The sequence below is a fragment of the Aporhodopirellula aestuarii genome (assembly GCF_023701485.1).
Taxonomy (GTDB): domain Bacteria; phylum Planctomycetota; class Planctomycetia; order Pirellulales; family Pirellulaceae; genus Rhodopirellula; species Rhodopirellula aestuarii.
On sequence record NZ_JAMQBK010000008.1, the window covers coordinates 138,848 to 155,407 of the forward strand.

The following is a 16,560-nucleotide window of genomic DNA, read 5'->3' on the forward strand; positions in this document are numbered from 1 at the left end:
TTCCTGCCAACTTCCAATGGGCGAAAACCGCTACTCAGCGTCCTCGCTAGGTTCAGGTCGCGTCCATTCGATCTCTGTGATCGGATGCTCTGGCGTGACCGCGAACGAGTGCGGTGGGGGCGAATCGGCGGCCCCGGCGACTGGTGTTTCGCCGGCAGGCTTCGCATCGGGCAAGACGAGGAATGTGCTCACGGGGATCGCGTGAACGTGATCGTGCGATGCCGCATCACGGACGTCGGCGTCCCGTGATCGCTTTTCGAACAGCGTGCAGCGGAGATGTGTTGGACGTCCGCCCGCTGGGGTGACTTCGAAAAACCACCAGGCATGTCCACCTTCGCTGCGTCGTCCGACCCAGTGATATTTTGATTGGAGCTTAGCGGCATCTTGCCGAGTGTTCAGCTCTCTCAGATTGCCGAATCCGAGTCGGCGTTCGAGCACCGAGATCGCGGCATCCCCAAATGCTTCGCCGTCTTCGAGCAGCGAGTCGACGCTTTCCTCTGTCACTGAACGAATGAATTGTTGTTCATCCGTGATCCGTAACCGCAACGCGATCTCGAGTCGATCGGTTGCGGTGTTCCATTGCATTTCGGCGAGCGATTCCGCCGCCGGATGCATCAGCATGCCTGAGACCAGGCACAAGAACGCAGCGATCATTCGGCCTTCCCTTCGTTCGTTTCCTTCGCGGTTGGCTTGCGTTTGCGGTTGGGCTTCGGTTTCGCGGACTCCGCGTCCTCACCGATATCCGAAGGTTTGGGAGCGGTTCCGCGTTCGGCGGCTTCTTTGCCGTTGGGGTTCTTCGCCGTTTCTTTCTCAGTCGATTTCTTGTCGCTTGAGTCCTTGTCGGAATCTTCCTCGTCAGAATCGTCATCCGATTCGTCTTCGTCACCACGAGCCTTCTGCATCTCGTTCTTTTTCTTCTCGTCCTTGAAGAGTTGGAACCGGGTGGGTTCGAGCTTCGGCGGCCAATGATTGTTGGCGGTGTTCGTGTCCGCGATCTCTCGTTTGGGATCGATCTCGAGCCGCACGATTTCCTTTTCGGTCAGCAGCAGCTTTTTGATCTCTTTGGAGTTTTTACGCCAAATTTCCGCAGGCAGCATCATTTGCTCCTGCGTGTTGTCGGCGTAATAAACCCGCAACGGGATCGGCATCACCAATCCGCCCTTATTCAAAAACTTGATCACATAAAACTGTGTCGTTCGTTGCAGCAAGGCACGTTGTTCTTCGTCGAGTCGGTCGAGGAATTTCTGATACGTCTTGCGGTCGGATTCTTCGACTTTGTCTTCGTCGTATTCAGGCGAGTTGTAAAAATCTTTGAGGCCCGGTTGCCATTCGATCCGGCGTCGGAGTCCATGGTTGCGTTCATCCGTGGGCGTTTCCTCTCTCATGTCATCTTCACGACGTTTGCGTTCGTGTGCTTCGTCTGGATCGCCGCTGTCGATCACGAATAGTTCAACTGAATCGATCGCGATGTCGACATGCTCGGTGCTGTAGAACCAACCTCGCCAGAACCAATCCAGATTCGTTCCCGAGGCATCTTCCATCGTGCGGAAGAAATCGGCGGGCGTGGGACGTTTAAATTTCCAGCGGCGGCAATATTCGCGAAACGCGAAATCGAATCGCTCGCGTCCGAGAACCGTTTCACGAAGGATGTTCAGCGCCGCGGCCGGTTTGGCGTATCCGTTATTGCCGAATTGCAAGATCTCGTCGCTGCCCGTCATGATCGGACGTTGGTTCCCGCCACGCATGTATGGCACGATCTTTTCCGCCGGTCCGCGGCTCGACGGATAGTCTTCTTCCCATTCTTGTTCGGCGAGATATTGCAAGAACGTGTTGAGTCCTTCGTCCATCCACGTCCACTGGCGTTCGTCGCTATTGACGATCATCGGAAAGAAGTTGTGGCCGACTTCGTGGATGATGACGCTGATCAGCCCATACTTGGTCGCCTTGCTATAGGTGCCGTCGTCTTCGGGGCGTGGGCCGTTGAAACAGATCATCGGGTATTCCATCCCATAGACGGGACCGTTGACACTGATCGCGACGTCGTAGGGATAGTCGAACGTGTAGCGACCGTAGACTTCGAGCGTGTGGGCGATTGATTCGGTCGAATATTGGCTCCACAACGGTTCGGCTTCGTTGGGATAGAACGACATCGCCGTCACGGTGCGATCACCGACTTTGACCGGCATCGCGTCCCAGATGAACTTTCGGCTGGCTGCCCACGCGAAATCGCGAACGTTGTCGGCGGTGAACACCCAGGTCTTCGTCGCGTCGCTCGCAGACGACTTCGATGAAGTTCGTTTCTTACCTTTCGATTTTCCTGACTTCGCCGTCTCGTTCGCTTTAGCTTCTTCGGGCGTGACGATGAAGGTCGGCTTGTTGTTCTCGTGGATCGAATCGAGGCGTTCGATCCATTCTTTCTTCAAGACCGCTTCCGGGTTCGATAACGTACCCGTGCCCGTCACGACCATGTCATCTGGCACCGTGATGCTGACGCGGTAATCACCGAGTTCCAAGGTGAACTCCCCGGCACCGAGGAATTGGTCATGCTGCCATCCGGTGTAATCGGTATAAGCGGCAACACGCGGGAACCACTGTGAGATTTCATAGATCGCGTTGTCGTCCTCTTTGAAGTGCTCATAACCACCTCGGGCACGGATCATCTTGGCATCGATGATGTTGTAGTGATACGCGATTGCAATCGTGGTCGATTCCCCGGGGGCGAGTGGCGTTTGCAAATCGACACGCATCATCGTGTCGGCAACCATATAGGTCAGCGGTGTCGGTTCGGCGGTGCGAGATCGCGACTTGCCGCCCGCTTTGATCTCGGAAACAGATTCGATCTTGTAGCCACCGTCAAAGGCTTCTTGCGCGAGCATCGTTTGCACGGATGAAAACGGAGTTCGGCCCGAGAGCGATGGTGCTGTCTGCGTGGTGATTGCGGCGGAATCGTTGCGAAACCGATTCTGGTCGAGCTGGACCCAGATGTAGGTCAACGTATCGGGCGAAACGTTGTGATACGTGATGCGGCACTCGCCTTTGATGCTATGGTCAACATCATTAAGCGTGACGTCGATCTCATAGTCGGCTCGCTGTTGCCAGTAGAACGGTCCCGGTGCTCCCGATGCGGTGCGATAAACGCCCGGTGTCGGCAACCAATGTTGAATCGGGAAAAAGGGATCACGTGGGTCGCTGTGCTTTGGATTACTCAGCGGTTGAGCGGATACCGAACCACCTAGAACACATACCAAAGCGACCAACCGGACGAAGCGAATCACAGACAGACCTCTACGCGGAAAAACAGGGAAGCGAACATCATAGTCGCCCTCCGCATAAAATCAGCCCTATCGGAGTCGCTGAACGCGGTGCTTGCCGGTATCCCGCACGAATGGTGTTAAACCGACCTCTGATCCAATTGGACGTCTTCTTCACGCACCCAACATGCCGCCGCATGTTTCTTATTTGGAAGTGCTGGGCGGTCGGTGAGGCATCGTTCGATCTTCACGGGGCAACGATCCGCGAACGCACAGCCCGGGTAATACACGTCTGGCGAGGGGACCTCACCCGAAAGAACGATGCGTTGACGTTTGGCCGCGAGTTCGGGATCCGGTACCGGAACGGCCGACAGCAACGCTTCTGTGTACGGATGTTTCGGTCCGGCGTACAGTTCTTCAGCGGTGGCGAGTTCAGCGATTCGTCCTAAGTACATCACTCCGACGCGGGTCGCGATGTGACGGACGACGGCCAAATCGTGGGCGATGAAGAGATAGGACAATCCGAGTTTTTGTTGCAGATCCATCAGCAAGTTGATGATTTGCGCCTGAATCGAAACGTCCAACGCTGAGACCGGTTCGTCGCACAGGATCAAGTCCGGTTGAACGGCGAGTGCACGTGCGATCCCGATCCGTTGTCGTTGCCCGCCACTGAATTCGTGCGGATAACGATTAAGAAATCGCGGATTGAGTCCCACAAGTTCCATCAAACGCAATACTTCGAGTTTGCGATCGCGTCCACGTGCGAGCGAGTGCACGACGAGCGGTTCGCCGATGATGCCACCCACCGTCATGCGTGGGTTCAGTGACGCAAACGGGTCTTGGAAAACCATCTGCACACGCCTGCGATAAGGCAGCATTGCCGCGTCAGACATCCCCGCGATCGAAACGCCATCAACTTTCACGTCACCGCTCGTGGGCGACACCAAATTAATAATCGCTCGGGCGGTCGTCGATTTCCCGCAGCCGGACTCGCCGACGAGGCCGAGGGTTTCGCCGCGAGCGATGTCAAAGGAAATCCCATCAACAGCGCGGATGACCCCTTTTTGAGGATTCAGCAGCGAGCCTCGTCGAAACGGGAAGTGAACCTTCAGATCCCGGACGCTCAGCAGCGGAGTGTCGGTGTTTGTTTGTGTTTCGCTCATTGCTGCGCCTCCGCGTGCTCTGCGTCCGCGTTGGTCAGGTCAGCGTGGCAGGCGGCCATATGGGGTTCGCTTTCCAAGGCACCCCGCGATGTCAGTACCGGATCGTCGGTTTGGCAGCGTTCGAAACGATGTGGGCATCGGTCGCGGAACGAACATCCGACTATCGGCTGCGAAAGGTCAGGCGGTTGTCCGGGGATCGCGGCGAGCGGTTCGTCACGATTGGACTCGATGTTGGGTAGCGAGCCGAGCAGTCCGATCGTGTAAGGGTGTTGCGGGTTGGCGAACAGCGTCCGCACGTCCGCTCTCTCAACGATCCGTCCCGCGTACATCACCAACACGCGATCGGCGACTCCCGCGACGACGCCGAGGTCGTGAGTGATCAGCACGATCGCGGTGCCTTTGCGCGCCTGCAGGTCGGCGAGCAGTTCCATGATCTGCGCCTGGATGGTCACGTCGAGCGCCGTCGTTGGTTCATCCGCGATCAACAATTCGGGTTCGCACGATAACGCCATCGCGATCATCACGCGTTGTCGCATCCCGCCGCTGAATTGGTGTGGGTAATCACGCAGTCGCTTTTCGGGAGCCGTGATGCCGACCAAACCAAGCATCTCAACGGCTCGTTTGCGTGCTTCTTGACGCGTCAGGCTTAGGTGCAATCGTGTCATCTCGGTGAGTTGTTGCTCAACCGTCATCAACGGATTCAGCGCCGTCATCGGATCTTGGAAGATCATCGCGATGTGTCGCCCTCGGATGTCCTGCAAATTTCGGTCGGACATCGTAAGAAGATCGCGGCCGCCGAACATCGCCTTGCCACTGTCAACGTTGCCAGGCGGTTTGGGGACTAATCCCATCATCGCGAGGTTCGTCACGCTCTTGCCCGAGCCGCTCTCGCCCACGATCGCGACGGTTTCTCCGGCACGGACGTCGAACGAGACGCCGCGAACCGCGCGGACCATGCCTTCGTCGGTCTTGAAGCTGACGTGCAGATCGCTCACGCTCAAGATCGCGTCGTCGGACGATTCAGAACTGGTCGTTGCTGGGGTCGATTCCGTTTGCGTCATGATCGATTTTTCATCTTCGGGTCCAAGGCGTCACGGAGGCCATCGCCTAAGAAATTAAGTGCAAACAGCGTCAACGCGAGCGCTGCACCGGGGAACACCACGACCCACCAAAACAGTTCCACGATCGAGAGCGCCTCAACGCCATCGTTGAGAAGCAATCCCAACGAAACGTCAGGTGGAGCGACGCCCAGGCCGAGAAACGATAGAAACGCCTCGAACAGCATCACCGACGGGATCGTCAGCGTCAGGTAAACGATCACAACGCCCAGCGTGTTGGGTACGACGTGCCGGAAAATGATCCGAGCGGGAGAGGCACCGACCGTCCGTGCCGCTTCGACAAATTGTTCATGTCGCAGCGAAAGGACCTGGCCGCGAACGACGCGTGACATCGTGAGCCAGTAGATTGCACCGATGATGATGTAGAAAATCGTGATCTGTTCGATTCCGTAATCATCAAGAATTTTCTTGACGCTGTCTTCGCCCAAAAAGGTAACCAGGAAAATCACGACGAAGATAAACGGGATCGAATACAGCATGTCGACAAATCGCATCATGATCGCGTCGACGGTTCCGCCGAGATAGCCGGCGATCGCACCGTAGCTGACCCCGATGATCAAACTGACGATCGTGGCGACGATGCCGACGACGAGTGAGACGCGGGAACCCCAGAAGACTCGCGAGAGCAAGTCTCGACCGAGTTTGTCGGTGCCAAACAGTGACGGCACCGCCCAATCACCAAAGATCGCGACGCGGATGCGGCACATCGTGAACGCGACCGGACCGAGCTGATTCCATAATTGATTGAACGGATGCTCGACGGACGACCGTGTATCGAAGGCAGCGAGTTGTTCGGCACGTTCAACCGGATCGCTGATCGCGAGGATTTCTGCTCGCTGCTCAGCGATCTCGGCCTGATATTTGGCGAGCTGCGCGGTGAGACGACCGTCTTCGAACTTCAGTCCCGGTCGACTGCCCATGACAACCGATTCGGCGTTGGGAGGCAGGAACCTGCGATTGTTGAGGTCCTTGTCGATTGGACTTTGCAGCGGCAGGAGCGGTGTGAAGATCGCGGCGAGCATCAACGTGATCAGAAACACCAGCGAGGCCATCGCGGCGCGGTTGCGACGCAGGCGACGCCACGCATCTTGCCACAACGAAACACCACGGATTTCACGAGACTCTTGCAGGATGCGAGCCAACGCGGCTTCATCAGGCCCTGCGACGGGACGTGAAGGGGGAGGAGAATCACTCATTGCAATTTCACCCGCGGATCAATGACAGCGTATGACAAGTCGACCAGCGAATTCATGACGAACAGCAGCACCGTGTATGTCAACACCATGCCCATCGCGAGCGTGTAATCACGCTGTGTGGCGGCGTAGATGAAGTGGCTGCCGATACCGGGCAGGGCAAAGATTTTTTCGAGCACGAGTGATCCCGTCAGCACGCTGGCCGTTGCCGGGCCGAGGTAGGAAACCACCGGCAACAACGCACCCGGTAAAACGTGTTTCAGAATCACGGTGCTTTTGGGGAGCCCTTTCGCGAACGCGGTTCGCACGTGTTCGCGGCCGAGCACCTCGAGCATTCCCGCTCGCGTTAGTCGTGCGACGTAGGCGGCGACGGGGGCACCCAAGCAGAGGGCGGGCAAGGCGACTTGGCGGAGCGTCCCCCATCCGGCCGCCGGAAAGATCGGGATCAAGAACACAAACAGCAAGATCGCCAGCGACGCTAAAACGAAATTCGGGATCGCGATGCCCAACACCGCCGTGGCCATCAACGCCACGTCGCCGATTGAACCCCGGTAAACCGCGGAAACCACGCCGGCGGTGACCCCGAGGGTGAGGGCGAACACGAGAGCCAAAATGGCGAGCGAAGCGGAGACGGGAAATCCTTCGGCGAGAACTTCGTTGACCGTGTAGTCTTCCAATCGGATCGAAACGCCGAGGTCACCGCGGGTAACGATGCCGACGAGGTAATCCGTGTACTGTTCAATCGGCGGGGCGTCGAGGTTGTATCGGGCTCGCAGTTGTCGCTCGATCGCTGGCGGAACCGTCCGCTCGCTACTGAACGGGTTCCCGGGCACCGCCCGCATCAGAACAAACGAAACGGTGTAAACCGCCCACACCGTGAGTAGCATCCATCCGAATCGTCGGATCGCATAGCTGAGTAAATCTTTCACTTGGCTGATGCCCTTTCTGCGATTGGCTTGATCGAAACAGACGTCCGCTGAGACGGAACAGCGAGGTCGGGTGGATTGCTCGCGACGACCCGCGGTGTCACCTGCCGGTCGGTGGCGACTTTGGGATCGGCGGAATCATCGATGCTCATCAAATGCAACGGGTGGAGGTCCTGTGGGCTGGGGAAGAAGCCCTTGATACGAGGCTTCACCATGTTGATGCCGACGTAGAAATACAGCGGAATGACGGGCATCTCCTCGATCCAAATCGCTTCGGCGTCGGACAGGTATTTCATTCGCGTGGCCATGTCACTTTCAGCCGCGGCGGCTTTGAGCAGCCGGTCGAACTCGGCGTTGGACCATCCCGTGCTGTTCTGCGGTCCGTCGGTTAGCCAAAGATCGAGGAACGTGTTCGGGTCCGCGTAGTCGGCGATCCAGCCAGCTCGCGCGATGTCGTAATCGAGTTGGTTGGTCTTATCCAGAAAACTGCCCCACTCCATGTTCTGCAGTTCAAGTTTGACGTTGAGGTTGTTTTGCAGTTGCTGTTGGATCACTTCCGCAATCGCCCGGTGTCCTTCGCTCGTGTTGTAAAGCACGGTGACCTTGGGCATGCCTCGGCCGCCCGGGAATCCCGCTTCGGCGAGTAACCGTTTGGCTTCTTCGATGTCCGGCTTGAATCCCGGCGGCGGTTCATAGCCGGCGATTCCAGGAGGCACCAACGCGTAAGCCGGAACTTGCCCCGCCTTGGCGACTTGATCAACGATCTGTTGCCGATCGATCGCCATCGCAAGGGCGCGGCGAACACGTGGATCGTCGAGTGGTTTGCGCGTCGTGTTCATCCGGAAGAAGTAAACTGACAACATCGGCGCGGCATAGAAGTCGTCGCGTTTCTTAAGCGTTTCCATCAATGCCGTCGGCGGATCAGTGACCCAGTCGATTTGACCGGTCTCGTACATGTTCAGCGCCGTGTTTTGACCCTCGGTCGACAGTGCATCGATGGTTTCAATCGCGACTTCATCGGCAGCGAACCAACGCGGATTTTTGACGAGGCGAACGCGGTCTCGCAACCGACGCAGTCCGACGACGTAGGCACCGTTGGAAACGATGTTTTCCGCTTTCGTCCACATCGGCATCCCGTGTTTTTCGATCGTGTGCCGCGGCACCGGAAACAGCGGATAGTACGCCGTCAGCGATGGGAAATACGGCAGCGGATCTTTGAGGTTAACGACCAACGTGCGATCATCGGGCGTTTCGACGCCACCGAGTTTCGAGAACGCGACCAAGACGTTGTGAATCCGCCGCGTGTCGGGTTCCGCGATCGGTGAGTTCGCGTGGGCGGTGAAGGTTTGAGTCGTCGTCGGCCCATCCCAATCGACTTCGCCGTCGTCAGACACGTTTGCAATGTCGAGAACGTAGACCCACTTTTCCTGCCATTTCACCATCGCGTCTTCGCGGTCCTCTTCGCTGACGCTGTCGTCGAATTCCGGCTCGCTCGGTTTTCGGATCTCGCGTAGAGTACCATACAGCATCGTGCCGCGAGGGAAGTTTTGAATGTTCAGTTCGCCGGTGTCCGCTTCGGTGGTTCCATCGGGGTTCGGCCGATCGAACAGTTCGACTTCGCAGCGGTCGCCGACGTTGACAATTCCGGAGCTGAATTGTTCGGCAAAGGGGACACTGAACAATTGAAAGTTGTATTCACAGGCTGTGGCGGGGTGCAGCATCCGCGTCCACGACCAAACAAAATCGGCCGACGTAATCGGCACGCCATCTGACCACACCGCATCGTCTCGCAGATGAAACGTGTAGGTCAGTTTGTCATCGGAGACTTCATAGCTCTTCGCGACGGCGGGTTGGGCCGACATCGGTTGCAGCCCTGTTTCAGGATCCGGATCGCCATCGGGGAGCATTTGCAACAACCCCGAGAAAATCCCAAACAGGATGCGGCTTTCAGGCTGCCCCGTGGCGCGGTGCGGGTCGAGCGTTTTGGGGTCGGTGCCGTTTTGGATGCTGAAGTCGGCGGGCGGCATCGAATCAAAACGGGTCGCCCAAACGACAGCGATCCCCATGACCACCACGGCGAGAATCGCAAACAGACGTCGCAGTTCAGGAGGCATTGCTTTGAAATTCGGAGTTCGGGGGAAAGCTACTCGTCACGCGTCAACCGATTGTTGATCGATGACACGCGGCCTTGACGGGTGTTGTACAGGTGGCGCGTACCACCAGGTTCATCGCTCTTCGAAAAAATCGAGGAACGGATCGCACACCGACCTCACGCCAACTTAATGTAACCGAGTCCAGCACGGGCAACTCGAGAGTTAGTCGAAAACCCCTACCCGACCACATCCGCAACGGCGCTGCAGAGCCAATCCATTCGCTTCTCATCCATTCCGGCGACGTTAATCCGACCGCTGCCCACGACATACACGCCGTGTTTGCTGCGAAGTTCGTCGGCTTGCATCGCCGTCAGGCCACTATAGGAGAACATTCCTTTCTGATTCAACAGAGATGAGAAGTCCGGTGCACCGGCTTGTTTTGACATGCCTTCGACAAACTGGGTGCGGAGATGGGTGATACGAAGACGCATTTCTTCGAGTTCGCTCTTCCACATCTGGGTCAGTTCGTCGTCGTCGAGGATCGTGGCGACGATGGCCCCGCCGTGACGCGGTGGATTGCTGTAGTTGGCCCGCACGGTGACTTTCAGTTGGCTCAGTGCCGCGGTGGCTGCTGCCGCATTGGCGGCCACGAGTCCGACCGCGCCAACTCGTTCGCTGTAGAGGCCGAAGTTCTTGCTGTACGAAGAACACACGATCGCTTCGGGGCATTGTCCGAGAATCGTGCGAAGTCCCACGGCGTCTTCGTCGAGTCCGTCTCCGAAACCCTGGTAAGCAAAGTCGAGAAGCGGGATCAGACCCCGCGAACCCATCACCTTGGCAATTTCTTTCCACTGATCCGCCGTCGGGTCGACGCCGGTAGGGTTGTGACAGCAGGCGTGCATCAAAACCGCGTCCCCGGGACGGGTTTTCGTGTTCAGGTCGTCGAGCAACGCGTCGAAATCGAGACTGCGTCGGTCGTTGGCGAGATACGAATAGGTTTCGACGTCCAAACCAGCGGATCGCATGATCGCGTTGTGGTTTGCCCACGTCGGATTGGGCAAAAACACCCGCGTGGGTGAACATTGGGTAGCCAAAAACTCGCCCGCGACGCGGAGGGCGCCGGTGCCGCCGGGGGCCTGCACCATCGCGATCCGATCGGCGGGAATTTGATCGCTGAAGACCAGTTTCTGGACGTGCGAGCGGTAGTCGGGGAACCCGTCGATTGGGAGATATCCCTTGGTTTTCTCGGTTTCAACCAGTTTTCGTTCAGCCGCTTTGACGCACTTCAAGATCGGGGTCAGACCCGACGCGTCTTTGTAGACACCCACCGTCAGGTTCATCTTTTCGGTGCGGGGATCTGCCAAGAATGCTTCGGTCAGTCCCAAAATCGAATCGGGAGGTGCCAGCGGGATGGAATCGAAGCGGTTCGGGGCGGCGGTAGCCGATTCAGACGCGGTCATGCGGGAAATCAACACAGCGAAGGAAAAGACGGATAGGGAAATTCGACCTGGTACCAACAATCGTAACGAACCGGTGCCGTCTCAAGTAGGGCCGGTTCGGTTGGCCCGGACGGGTTTGGGAAGAGTCCCGCACAGGCCCCCCGTGAACGACGCAAATTGGAGACGCTAAGTATCAGCCGCCGCGAGTCAGGGGGTGTGAACTGGACACAACGCCTCGGTGACATCGGGTAGCCTATAACCTTCCAGATGCATTGACCGCGAGATGGTTCGCGGGATCAGACGCGACGTCGAATGAGGAAAACAGCAGGATGCAGCACGCACAGGAAAAGATCGCCGCACTGACCGACTCACTCGCCGGAATCATTCAGGGCAATCGTGAATGCATCGAGGTGTTGGTCATCTCGTTGTTGTCCAACGGGTCGGTGTTGATGCAAGACGTCCCGGGGGTGGGCAAGACGACGCTGGCCAAGGCGGTCGCCAAAGCGATCGATGTGCAGTTTCACCGGGTTCAATTCACGCCAGATTTGTTGCCGGCCGATATTCTCGGCTCCTCGATCTACAATCCAAACGAAGGCACGTTTTCATTTCGTCCCGGGCCGGTATTTTGCCACGTGTTGCTGGCCGACGAAATTAACCGGGCGTCGCCCCGGACGCAGTCGGCGTTGCTCGAAGCGATGAGCGAAATGCATGCGACGATCGAGGGCGTGCAACACGACCTGCCGTCGCCCTTTCTCGTGTTGGCGACGCAGAACCCGGTAGAGTTCCACGGGACGTACCCGTTGCCCGAAGCCCAATTGGATCGGTTCCTCGTGCAATTGGAACTCGGTTATCCCGACGCGGATACCGAAGTCAAGATTCTGCACGCCCAAGCAATCACGCATCCGCTCGAAAGCTTGCAGTCCGTGCTCTCGAAAGAAGACGTGGTGGCGTTTCAGTCGATGGTGCGCAACGTCCGCGTCGACGAGAGCATCTCACGTTATATCGTTGACATTATTCAACAAACACGCGTCGACCCGAGATTGAAGTTGGGTGTCAGCCCGCGGGGATCGTTGATGTTGTTTCGAGCTAGCCAAGCGGCGGCGTTCGCGGCGGGACGCGACTATGTTCTGCCCGACGACGTTCAGCGGTTGGCGCCTTATGTGTTGTCGCACCGATTGATCATGACGCCCAAAGCCAAATACAGCGGTGCATCGGCGAGCGAAATGGTTGCCGAGATTCTCGCGCGGGTGAAAGTTCCGTCATGAATTGGGAATGGTCATTTGTGTATCGTTATTCGCGATTCCTGTGGCTGTTTCGATTCACGACCGCAGGCAAGTGGTTGTGCGCGGGATTGATCTTTTCGGCGATGATCGGCAGTGCGTCGGTGGAGACGCCGATCTATCAAGTATTCTGTGCGTTGACGGCGTTCTTCTTTATCGACCGGTTTGTCGGTGCGGCAACGCGTCCGCGTCTCGAAGTGCTGCACGACTTTCCCGATCGGACGACGGCCGGCGAATCGTTCCACGCGAACCTGACGATTATCAATCGCGGCAAACGTGCTGCGTACGACGTCGGTGTGGCGATTTTTGGTCTGCCTGCGGACATCGAAATGCTCGAGCCGGAAACCACGTTCGCCGAAATCGCGGCGGGCGATTCCCTCACCACGTCACTGCCGATGCGGGCTTGCCGTCGTGGAGTCCATATCCTGCCACGGCCGCGTGCGTTTTCGACGTTTCCGTTTCATCTGTTTCGCGACGGGCGGTGTGAATCCGAAAAGCCAACGTTGCTCGTCTTGCCTAGCTTTCAACCGTTGTTTGGGCTCGATCTGCCCGTCGGAGCACGCTATCAGCCCGGCGGCGTTGCGTTGACGTCGAATATCGGCGAGTCGCCCGAGTACATCGGCAACCGCGAATACGTTTCGGGCGACTCGGCGAGGCGGATTGATTACCGTTCGTGGGCCCGGTTGGGGCGTCCGATCGTTCGTGAGTACCACGAGGAATATTACTGCCGGGTGGCGTTGGTGCTGGATACGTTTGTTCCGCCGGGACGAAAGCCCGCGAAAGAGGGTTTTCTAGATCTCGAAGCGGCGATCAGTTTGTCGGCCGCGATCGCGGACGCGTTGTCACGTAGTGAGTATTTGATCGATCTGTTTGCCGCTGGCCCGGAGTTGTACGTCTTTCGGTCGGGCCGACACACCGCGCACTTTGACAACGTTTTGGAAATCGTTGCCGGCGTCGACGCCTGTCGCAAGAATCCGTTTGGAACTGTGGCACCTGCGCTGGCGGATGAACTGACGAATATTTCAACCGTCGTCGGTGTTTTTCTCGATTGGGACGAGTCACGACGCGAACTCGTGCGGGTGGCGATGCAGCGTGGATGCCGCGTGAAAATCTTTATCGTACGCGATGGCGAAACGACCGCACCGATCGATCTTGACGAGTGCGATGTGGTTCAGTTGGGGATTCGAGAAGTCCGTGATGGAGGGATCGAGTCACTATGACCCAAGTCACATCTTCCCAAGTGATTCCATCACAGGCACACATCCCGTCTGCTCGGGTGCAACGAATGGTTGCCGCGGCGTTGGTGGTGCTGCAGGCCAGCGCGTTAGGTTACTTCTTTCGCACGCCTGTTTTTTCGACCGTCGCGATCGTGCTAGTGATCGTTGCGACGTTTACGCAAAATCGGTTTTTGTCCGAACGCGTGGTTCAGCGTTTACCGATTCTGCTGGTGATCGTGTTCGTCATCCAACGTACCGTTCTGCCGTTGTCGTGGGCGGCGGGCAAGTCGAGCTTTCTCATCCCCGACGCGGTGCTGATTGCGGAGTATCTGTTGGTCTACCAAATCGCTCTTTTTTTTGCGATCAATAAAGACGACAGACTGCCATCGTTTCTGCCAATCCTCGCAATCGCGGCGGTCGTTTTTATCGGGGACGTCCGGGTGGATCCTTCGGGACGTGTGATTTATCAATTGCTCTCGCTCGCCCTGGTGATGCTCGCAATCGGCTATTACTTTGCGAGTCGCCGCATTGGGGGTGGTGGCGGCGGACGTTTTTCGGTCCGGCACGTCGTTTGGCTCATCTCGGTTGCTATTTTTTGCGCGACGGTGGGCTGGGTTTCGGCGAGTGGTTTGTATCGATACGCCCGGCAGATCGAAGACACCATGAACGCGTTCATCAATCCGTCGCTGCGGCCGGATTCAGCGGGCTTCTCAGGCAGTGGACGGATCGGGAGTGTTGCCCGTCAAAAAGACCTGTCTGGAGATCGTGTTGCACTGCGGGTGTACGCCGACAGCATGCCCGGATATCTCCGTGGGAAAGCGTTTGGATATTATCGACAAGGTCAGTGGCAGCGAGAAGCGAGAGCGATCCCGCTGACACCGTTGAGCAAAACGGACGAGGCGAGTGTTCTCGGGGGGGGCGTTGGTGGCGCGACGTTTGATCTGACCCAAGCGGTGGCTGATCAAACCGGCGAGAGCCAATTGCCGCTCGATATCTGGCCCAGTCAGCCCTACCGCGAGGTGCTGTTTACCCCGTTGGGGGTCAGTAAAGTGCGTGCGCCGGTGGACCGTTTGTCGATCGATATCCATCGCATCGTCACCGCGGACATGATGCCGCCGGAGACCCCTTATCGGACATGGCGTTTGCGGGCCGATGGTGTGGACTCGATCGACAAGCCCAAGTTGAGGCCGAAAGACTGGTTGACGTTGACCGCGCTTCCCGATGACCTCGATCCACGCATCGGCGAGCTGGCACGGGAGGTGATCGGCGAAGCGGTCACGACGGGGGACAAGATCGCTGCGGTCGAGAATTTCTTTCTCGATCATTACCAGTATCAATTCGGTATCGAAATTCCGGACGCGACCGATCCGATCGCGTATTTCCTGTTGGAGCGTCCACCGGCGCATTGTGAGTACTTCGCCAGTGGCGCGGCTGTGTTACTGCGATCCGTCGGAGTACCGTGCCGCTATGTGACCGGGCTGATCGCGGTTGAGAAGAACGACTATGGCGATTATTGGTTGGCACGAAATCGAGACGCACATGCGTGGGCGGAAGCCTACGATCCTGAACGCGGTTGGGTGCTCGTCGAAGCGACTCCGGCTAGCGGTGTGCCTCAGTCGACCCAGGTTTCAGGTGCAAGCCAGCTTTGGGATGCGGTTCAAGCGTGGTGGGCCCAGTTGGTCGCATCGATCCGAATGGGAGGCATTGGCAGATTGGTGTGGATGGTGTTGAGCTTGTTGCTCAATCCAATTGTTCCGGGCGTGTTGGCGTTGTTGGCTGCCGGTTGGTTGATGATGCGGTTTGCTCAGCGTCGTCGTCTGGCAGTGGCGGAAATGTCGGGCGATCCGAGAGTTCAGCAGATCCAAGAGATGCTTGCGCAAATGGATCGTCGATGGCGAAAAGCTGGCGTCGACCGCCAGCCACACGAAACGATGCACCAGTTCGCCAGTCGGCTGGAAGGTCAACTAAGTGTCCCGGATTCCTCTCGTGCAGCAGAATGGTACCGAAAATATGCCACGATTCGGTACAGCGGCGGGGTCAACGACGAATCGGTGAATTTGCTTCGTCAACTGGGAAGTTAAAGTGTCGCCCATTTGCTCCTAGGTTGTGAACTTATCCACGTGGCGATTCGCTCCGCGAATGAGCGTTCCCGTAAGCGTCGTTTGCGGAGCAAACGGCCACATAGATTCGCCTCCGGCGAATAGATTCACACCCTATCCGCAAATGGAGATTGGGGTGAGGAGCCCATTCGCGGGGGACGTCGATTTAATGAATGCGGGATTTCAATAGTAGCGGAACGGCGCGAGCCGTCCGGGAACGCGGGACCGGACGGCTCGCGCCGTTCCGCTCATAAGAGCACTAAAACAATCGAATTCCCGAGCAAAGGGAGATTGGAGAATCGAGTGAGTGGTCCATTTGAGGAGCAAATGGGCGACAGTCGCCAGACCGCAGTAGAGCGTGATTTCGCACTCGAAGGTGACTCCAACGTTCTGAAGCGAGTGGCACATATTGTTAGTTCGTCGCCCATTTGCTCCGCAAATGAAAGTTAGGTTGAGTAAACCATTTGCGGGCGACGTCTTAACTACTGCAGGATTTCCAATGAACCAGAACGGCGTAATCCGTCTAGTCCTCACGATGGACGTCCATCGTTCCTTTTCATCTGAAATGCTTGAGTCATTAAATCGACGCGTCCCGCAAATGGAGATTGGATTGCGGAGTCCATTTGCGGAGCAAATGGGCGACAGTCGAAGGCTGGGCCTTAGAATCGTTGCATTCGGTTCTGTGGAGGGGCAATTCGGGGTGATTTTGTCGGAAAAGTCCTTCACGGTCGGCGATCGTAGGCTTTGATGGAGGCTACGCGGCCAGTGCGGCTCGTTTTCG

At 57.4% G+C, this 16,560-nt stretch carries 11 protein-coding genes; 3 read left to right on the forward strand and 8 right to left on the reverse strand.

Annotation, left to right across the window (positions count from 1 at the left end):
- Positions 1 to 30: 30 nt before the first annotated feature.
- From NB063_RS02025 to NB063_RS02060, 8 genes are all read right to left on the reverse strand, one after another.
- The gene (locus NB063_RS02025) at positions 31 to 654 is read right to left on the reverse strand and encodes a DUF6702 family protein (RefSeq protein WP_250927061.1); all 624 of its coding nucleotides are present in this window, start codon (positions 652 to 654) and stop codon (positions 31 to 33) included.
- Positions 651 to 3,275, reverse strand: a complete 2,625-nt coding sequence (locus tag NB063_RS02030) for a M1 family metallopeptidase (RefSeq protein WP_250927062.1) — start codon at positions 3,273 to 3,275, stop codon at positions 651 to 653. The genes NB063_RS02025 and NB063_RS02030 overlap by 4 nt, the downstream gene beginning before the upstream one ends.
- A 116-nt stretch (positions 3,276 to 3,391) precedes the next feature.
- Entirely contained in the window at positions 3,392 to 4,414 is a 1,023-nt protein-coding gene (locus NB063_RS02035) for an ABC transporter ATP-binding protein (RefSeq protein WP_250927063.1), read from the reverse strand.
- The gene (locus tag NB063_RS02040) at positions 4,411 to 5,475 is read right to left on the reverse strand and encodes an ABC transporter ATP-binding protein (RefSeq protein WP_250927064.1); all 1,065 of its coding nucleotides are present in this window, start codon (positions 5,473 to 5,475) and stop codon (positions 4,411 to 4,413) included. The genes NB063_RS02035 and NB063_RS02040 overlap by 4 nt, the downstream gene beginning before the upstream one ends.
- Positions 5,472 to 6,728, reverse strand: coding sequence for an ABC transporter permease (locus NB063_RS02045; protein ID WP_250927065.1), 1,257 nt, complete (start codon positions 6,726 to 6,728; stop codon positions 5,472 to 5,474). Before NB063_RS02045 ends, NB063_RS02040 begins: the two co-directional genes overlap by 4 nt.
- On the reverse strand, positions 6,725 to 7,654 hold the full coding sequence (locus tag NB063_RS02050; protein WP_250927066.1) for an ABC transporter permease: 930 nt from the start codon (positions 7,652 to 7,654) through the stop codon (positions 6,725 to 6,727). The genes NB063_RS02045 and NB063_RS02050 overlap by 4 nt, the downstream gene beginning before the upstream one ends.
- Entirely contained in the window at positions 7,651 to 9,765 is a 2,115-nt protein-coding gene (locus tag NB063_RS02055) for a peptide ABC transporter substrate-binding protein (RefSeq protein ID WP_250927067.1), read from the reverse strand. Before NB063_RS02055 ends, NB063_RS02050 begins: the two co-directional genes overlap by 4 nt.
- Before the next feature lie 215 nt (positions 9,766 to 9,980).
- A complete protein-coding gene (locus tag NB063_RS02060) occupies positions 9,981 to 11,204 on the reverse strand; it encodes an amino acid aminotransferase (protein WP_250927068.1) in 1,224 nt (407 codons plus the stop codon).
- A gap of 308 nt (positions 11,205 to 11,512) precedes the next feature.
- On the opposite strand from NB063_RS02060, the gene NB063_RS02065 reads away from it, so the two are divergent.
- The 3 genes from NB063_RS02065 to NB063_RS02075 are packed head-to-tail and all read left to right on the forward strand — an operon-like array spanning position 11,513 to position 15,761.
- Positions 11,513 to 12,448 (forward strand): AAA family ATPase, encoded by a 936-nt coding sequence (locus NB063_RS02065; protein ID WP_250927069.1) that lies wholly within the window; start codon positions 11,513 to 11,515, stop codon positions 12,446 to 12,448.
- Positions 12,445 to 13,683, forward strand: coding sequence for a DUF58 domain-containing protein (locus tag NB063_RS02070; protein WP_250927070.1), 1,239 nt, complete (start codon positions 12,445 to 12,447; stop codon positions 13,681 to 13,683). The genes NB063_RS02065 and NB063_RS02070 overlap by 4 nt, the downstream gene beginning before the upstream one ends.
- On the forward strand, positions 13,680 to 15,761 hold the full coding sequence (locus NB063_RS02075; protein ID WP_250927071.1) for a transglutaminase family protein: 2,082 nt from the start codon (positions 13,680 to 13,682) through the stop codon (positions 15,759 to 15,761). Before NB063_RS02070 ends, NB063_RS02075 begins: the two co-directional genes overlap by 4 nt.
- The last annotated feature ends 799 nt before the right edge of the window (positions 15,762 to 16,560 follow it).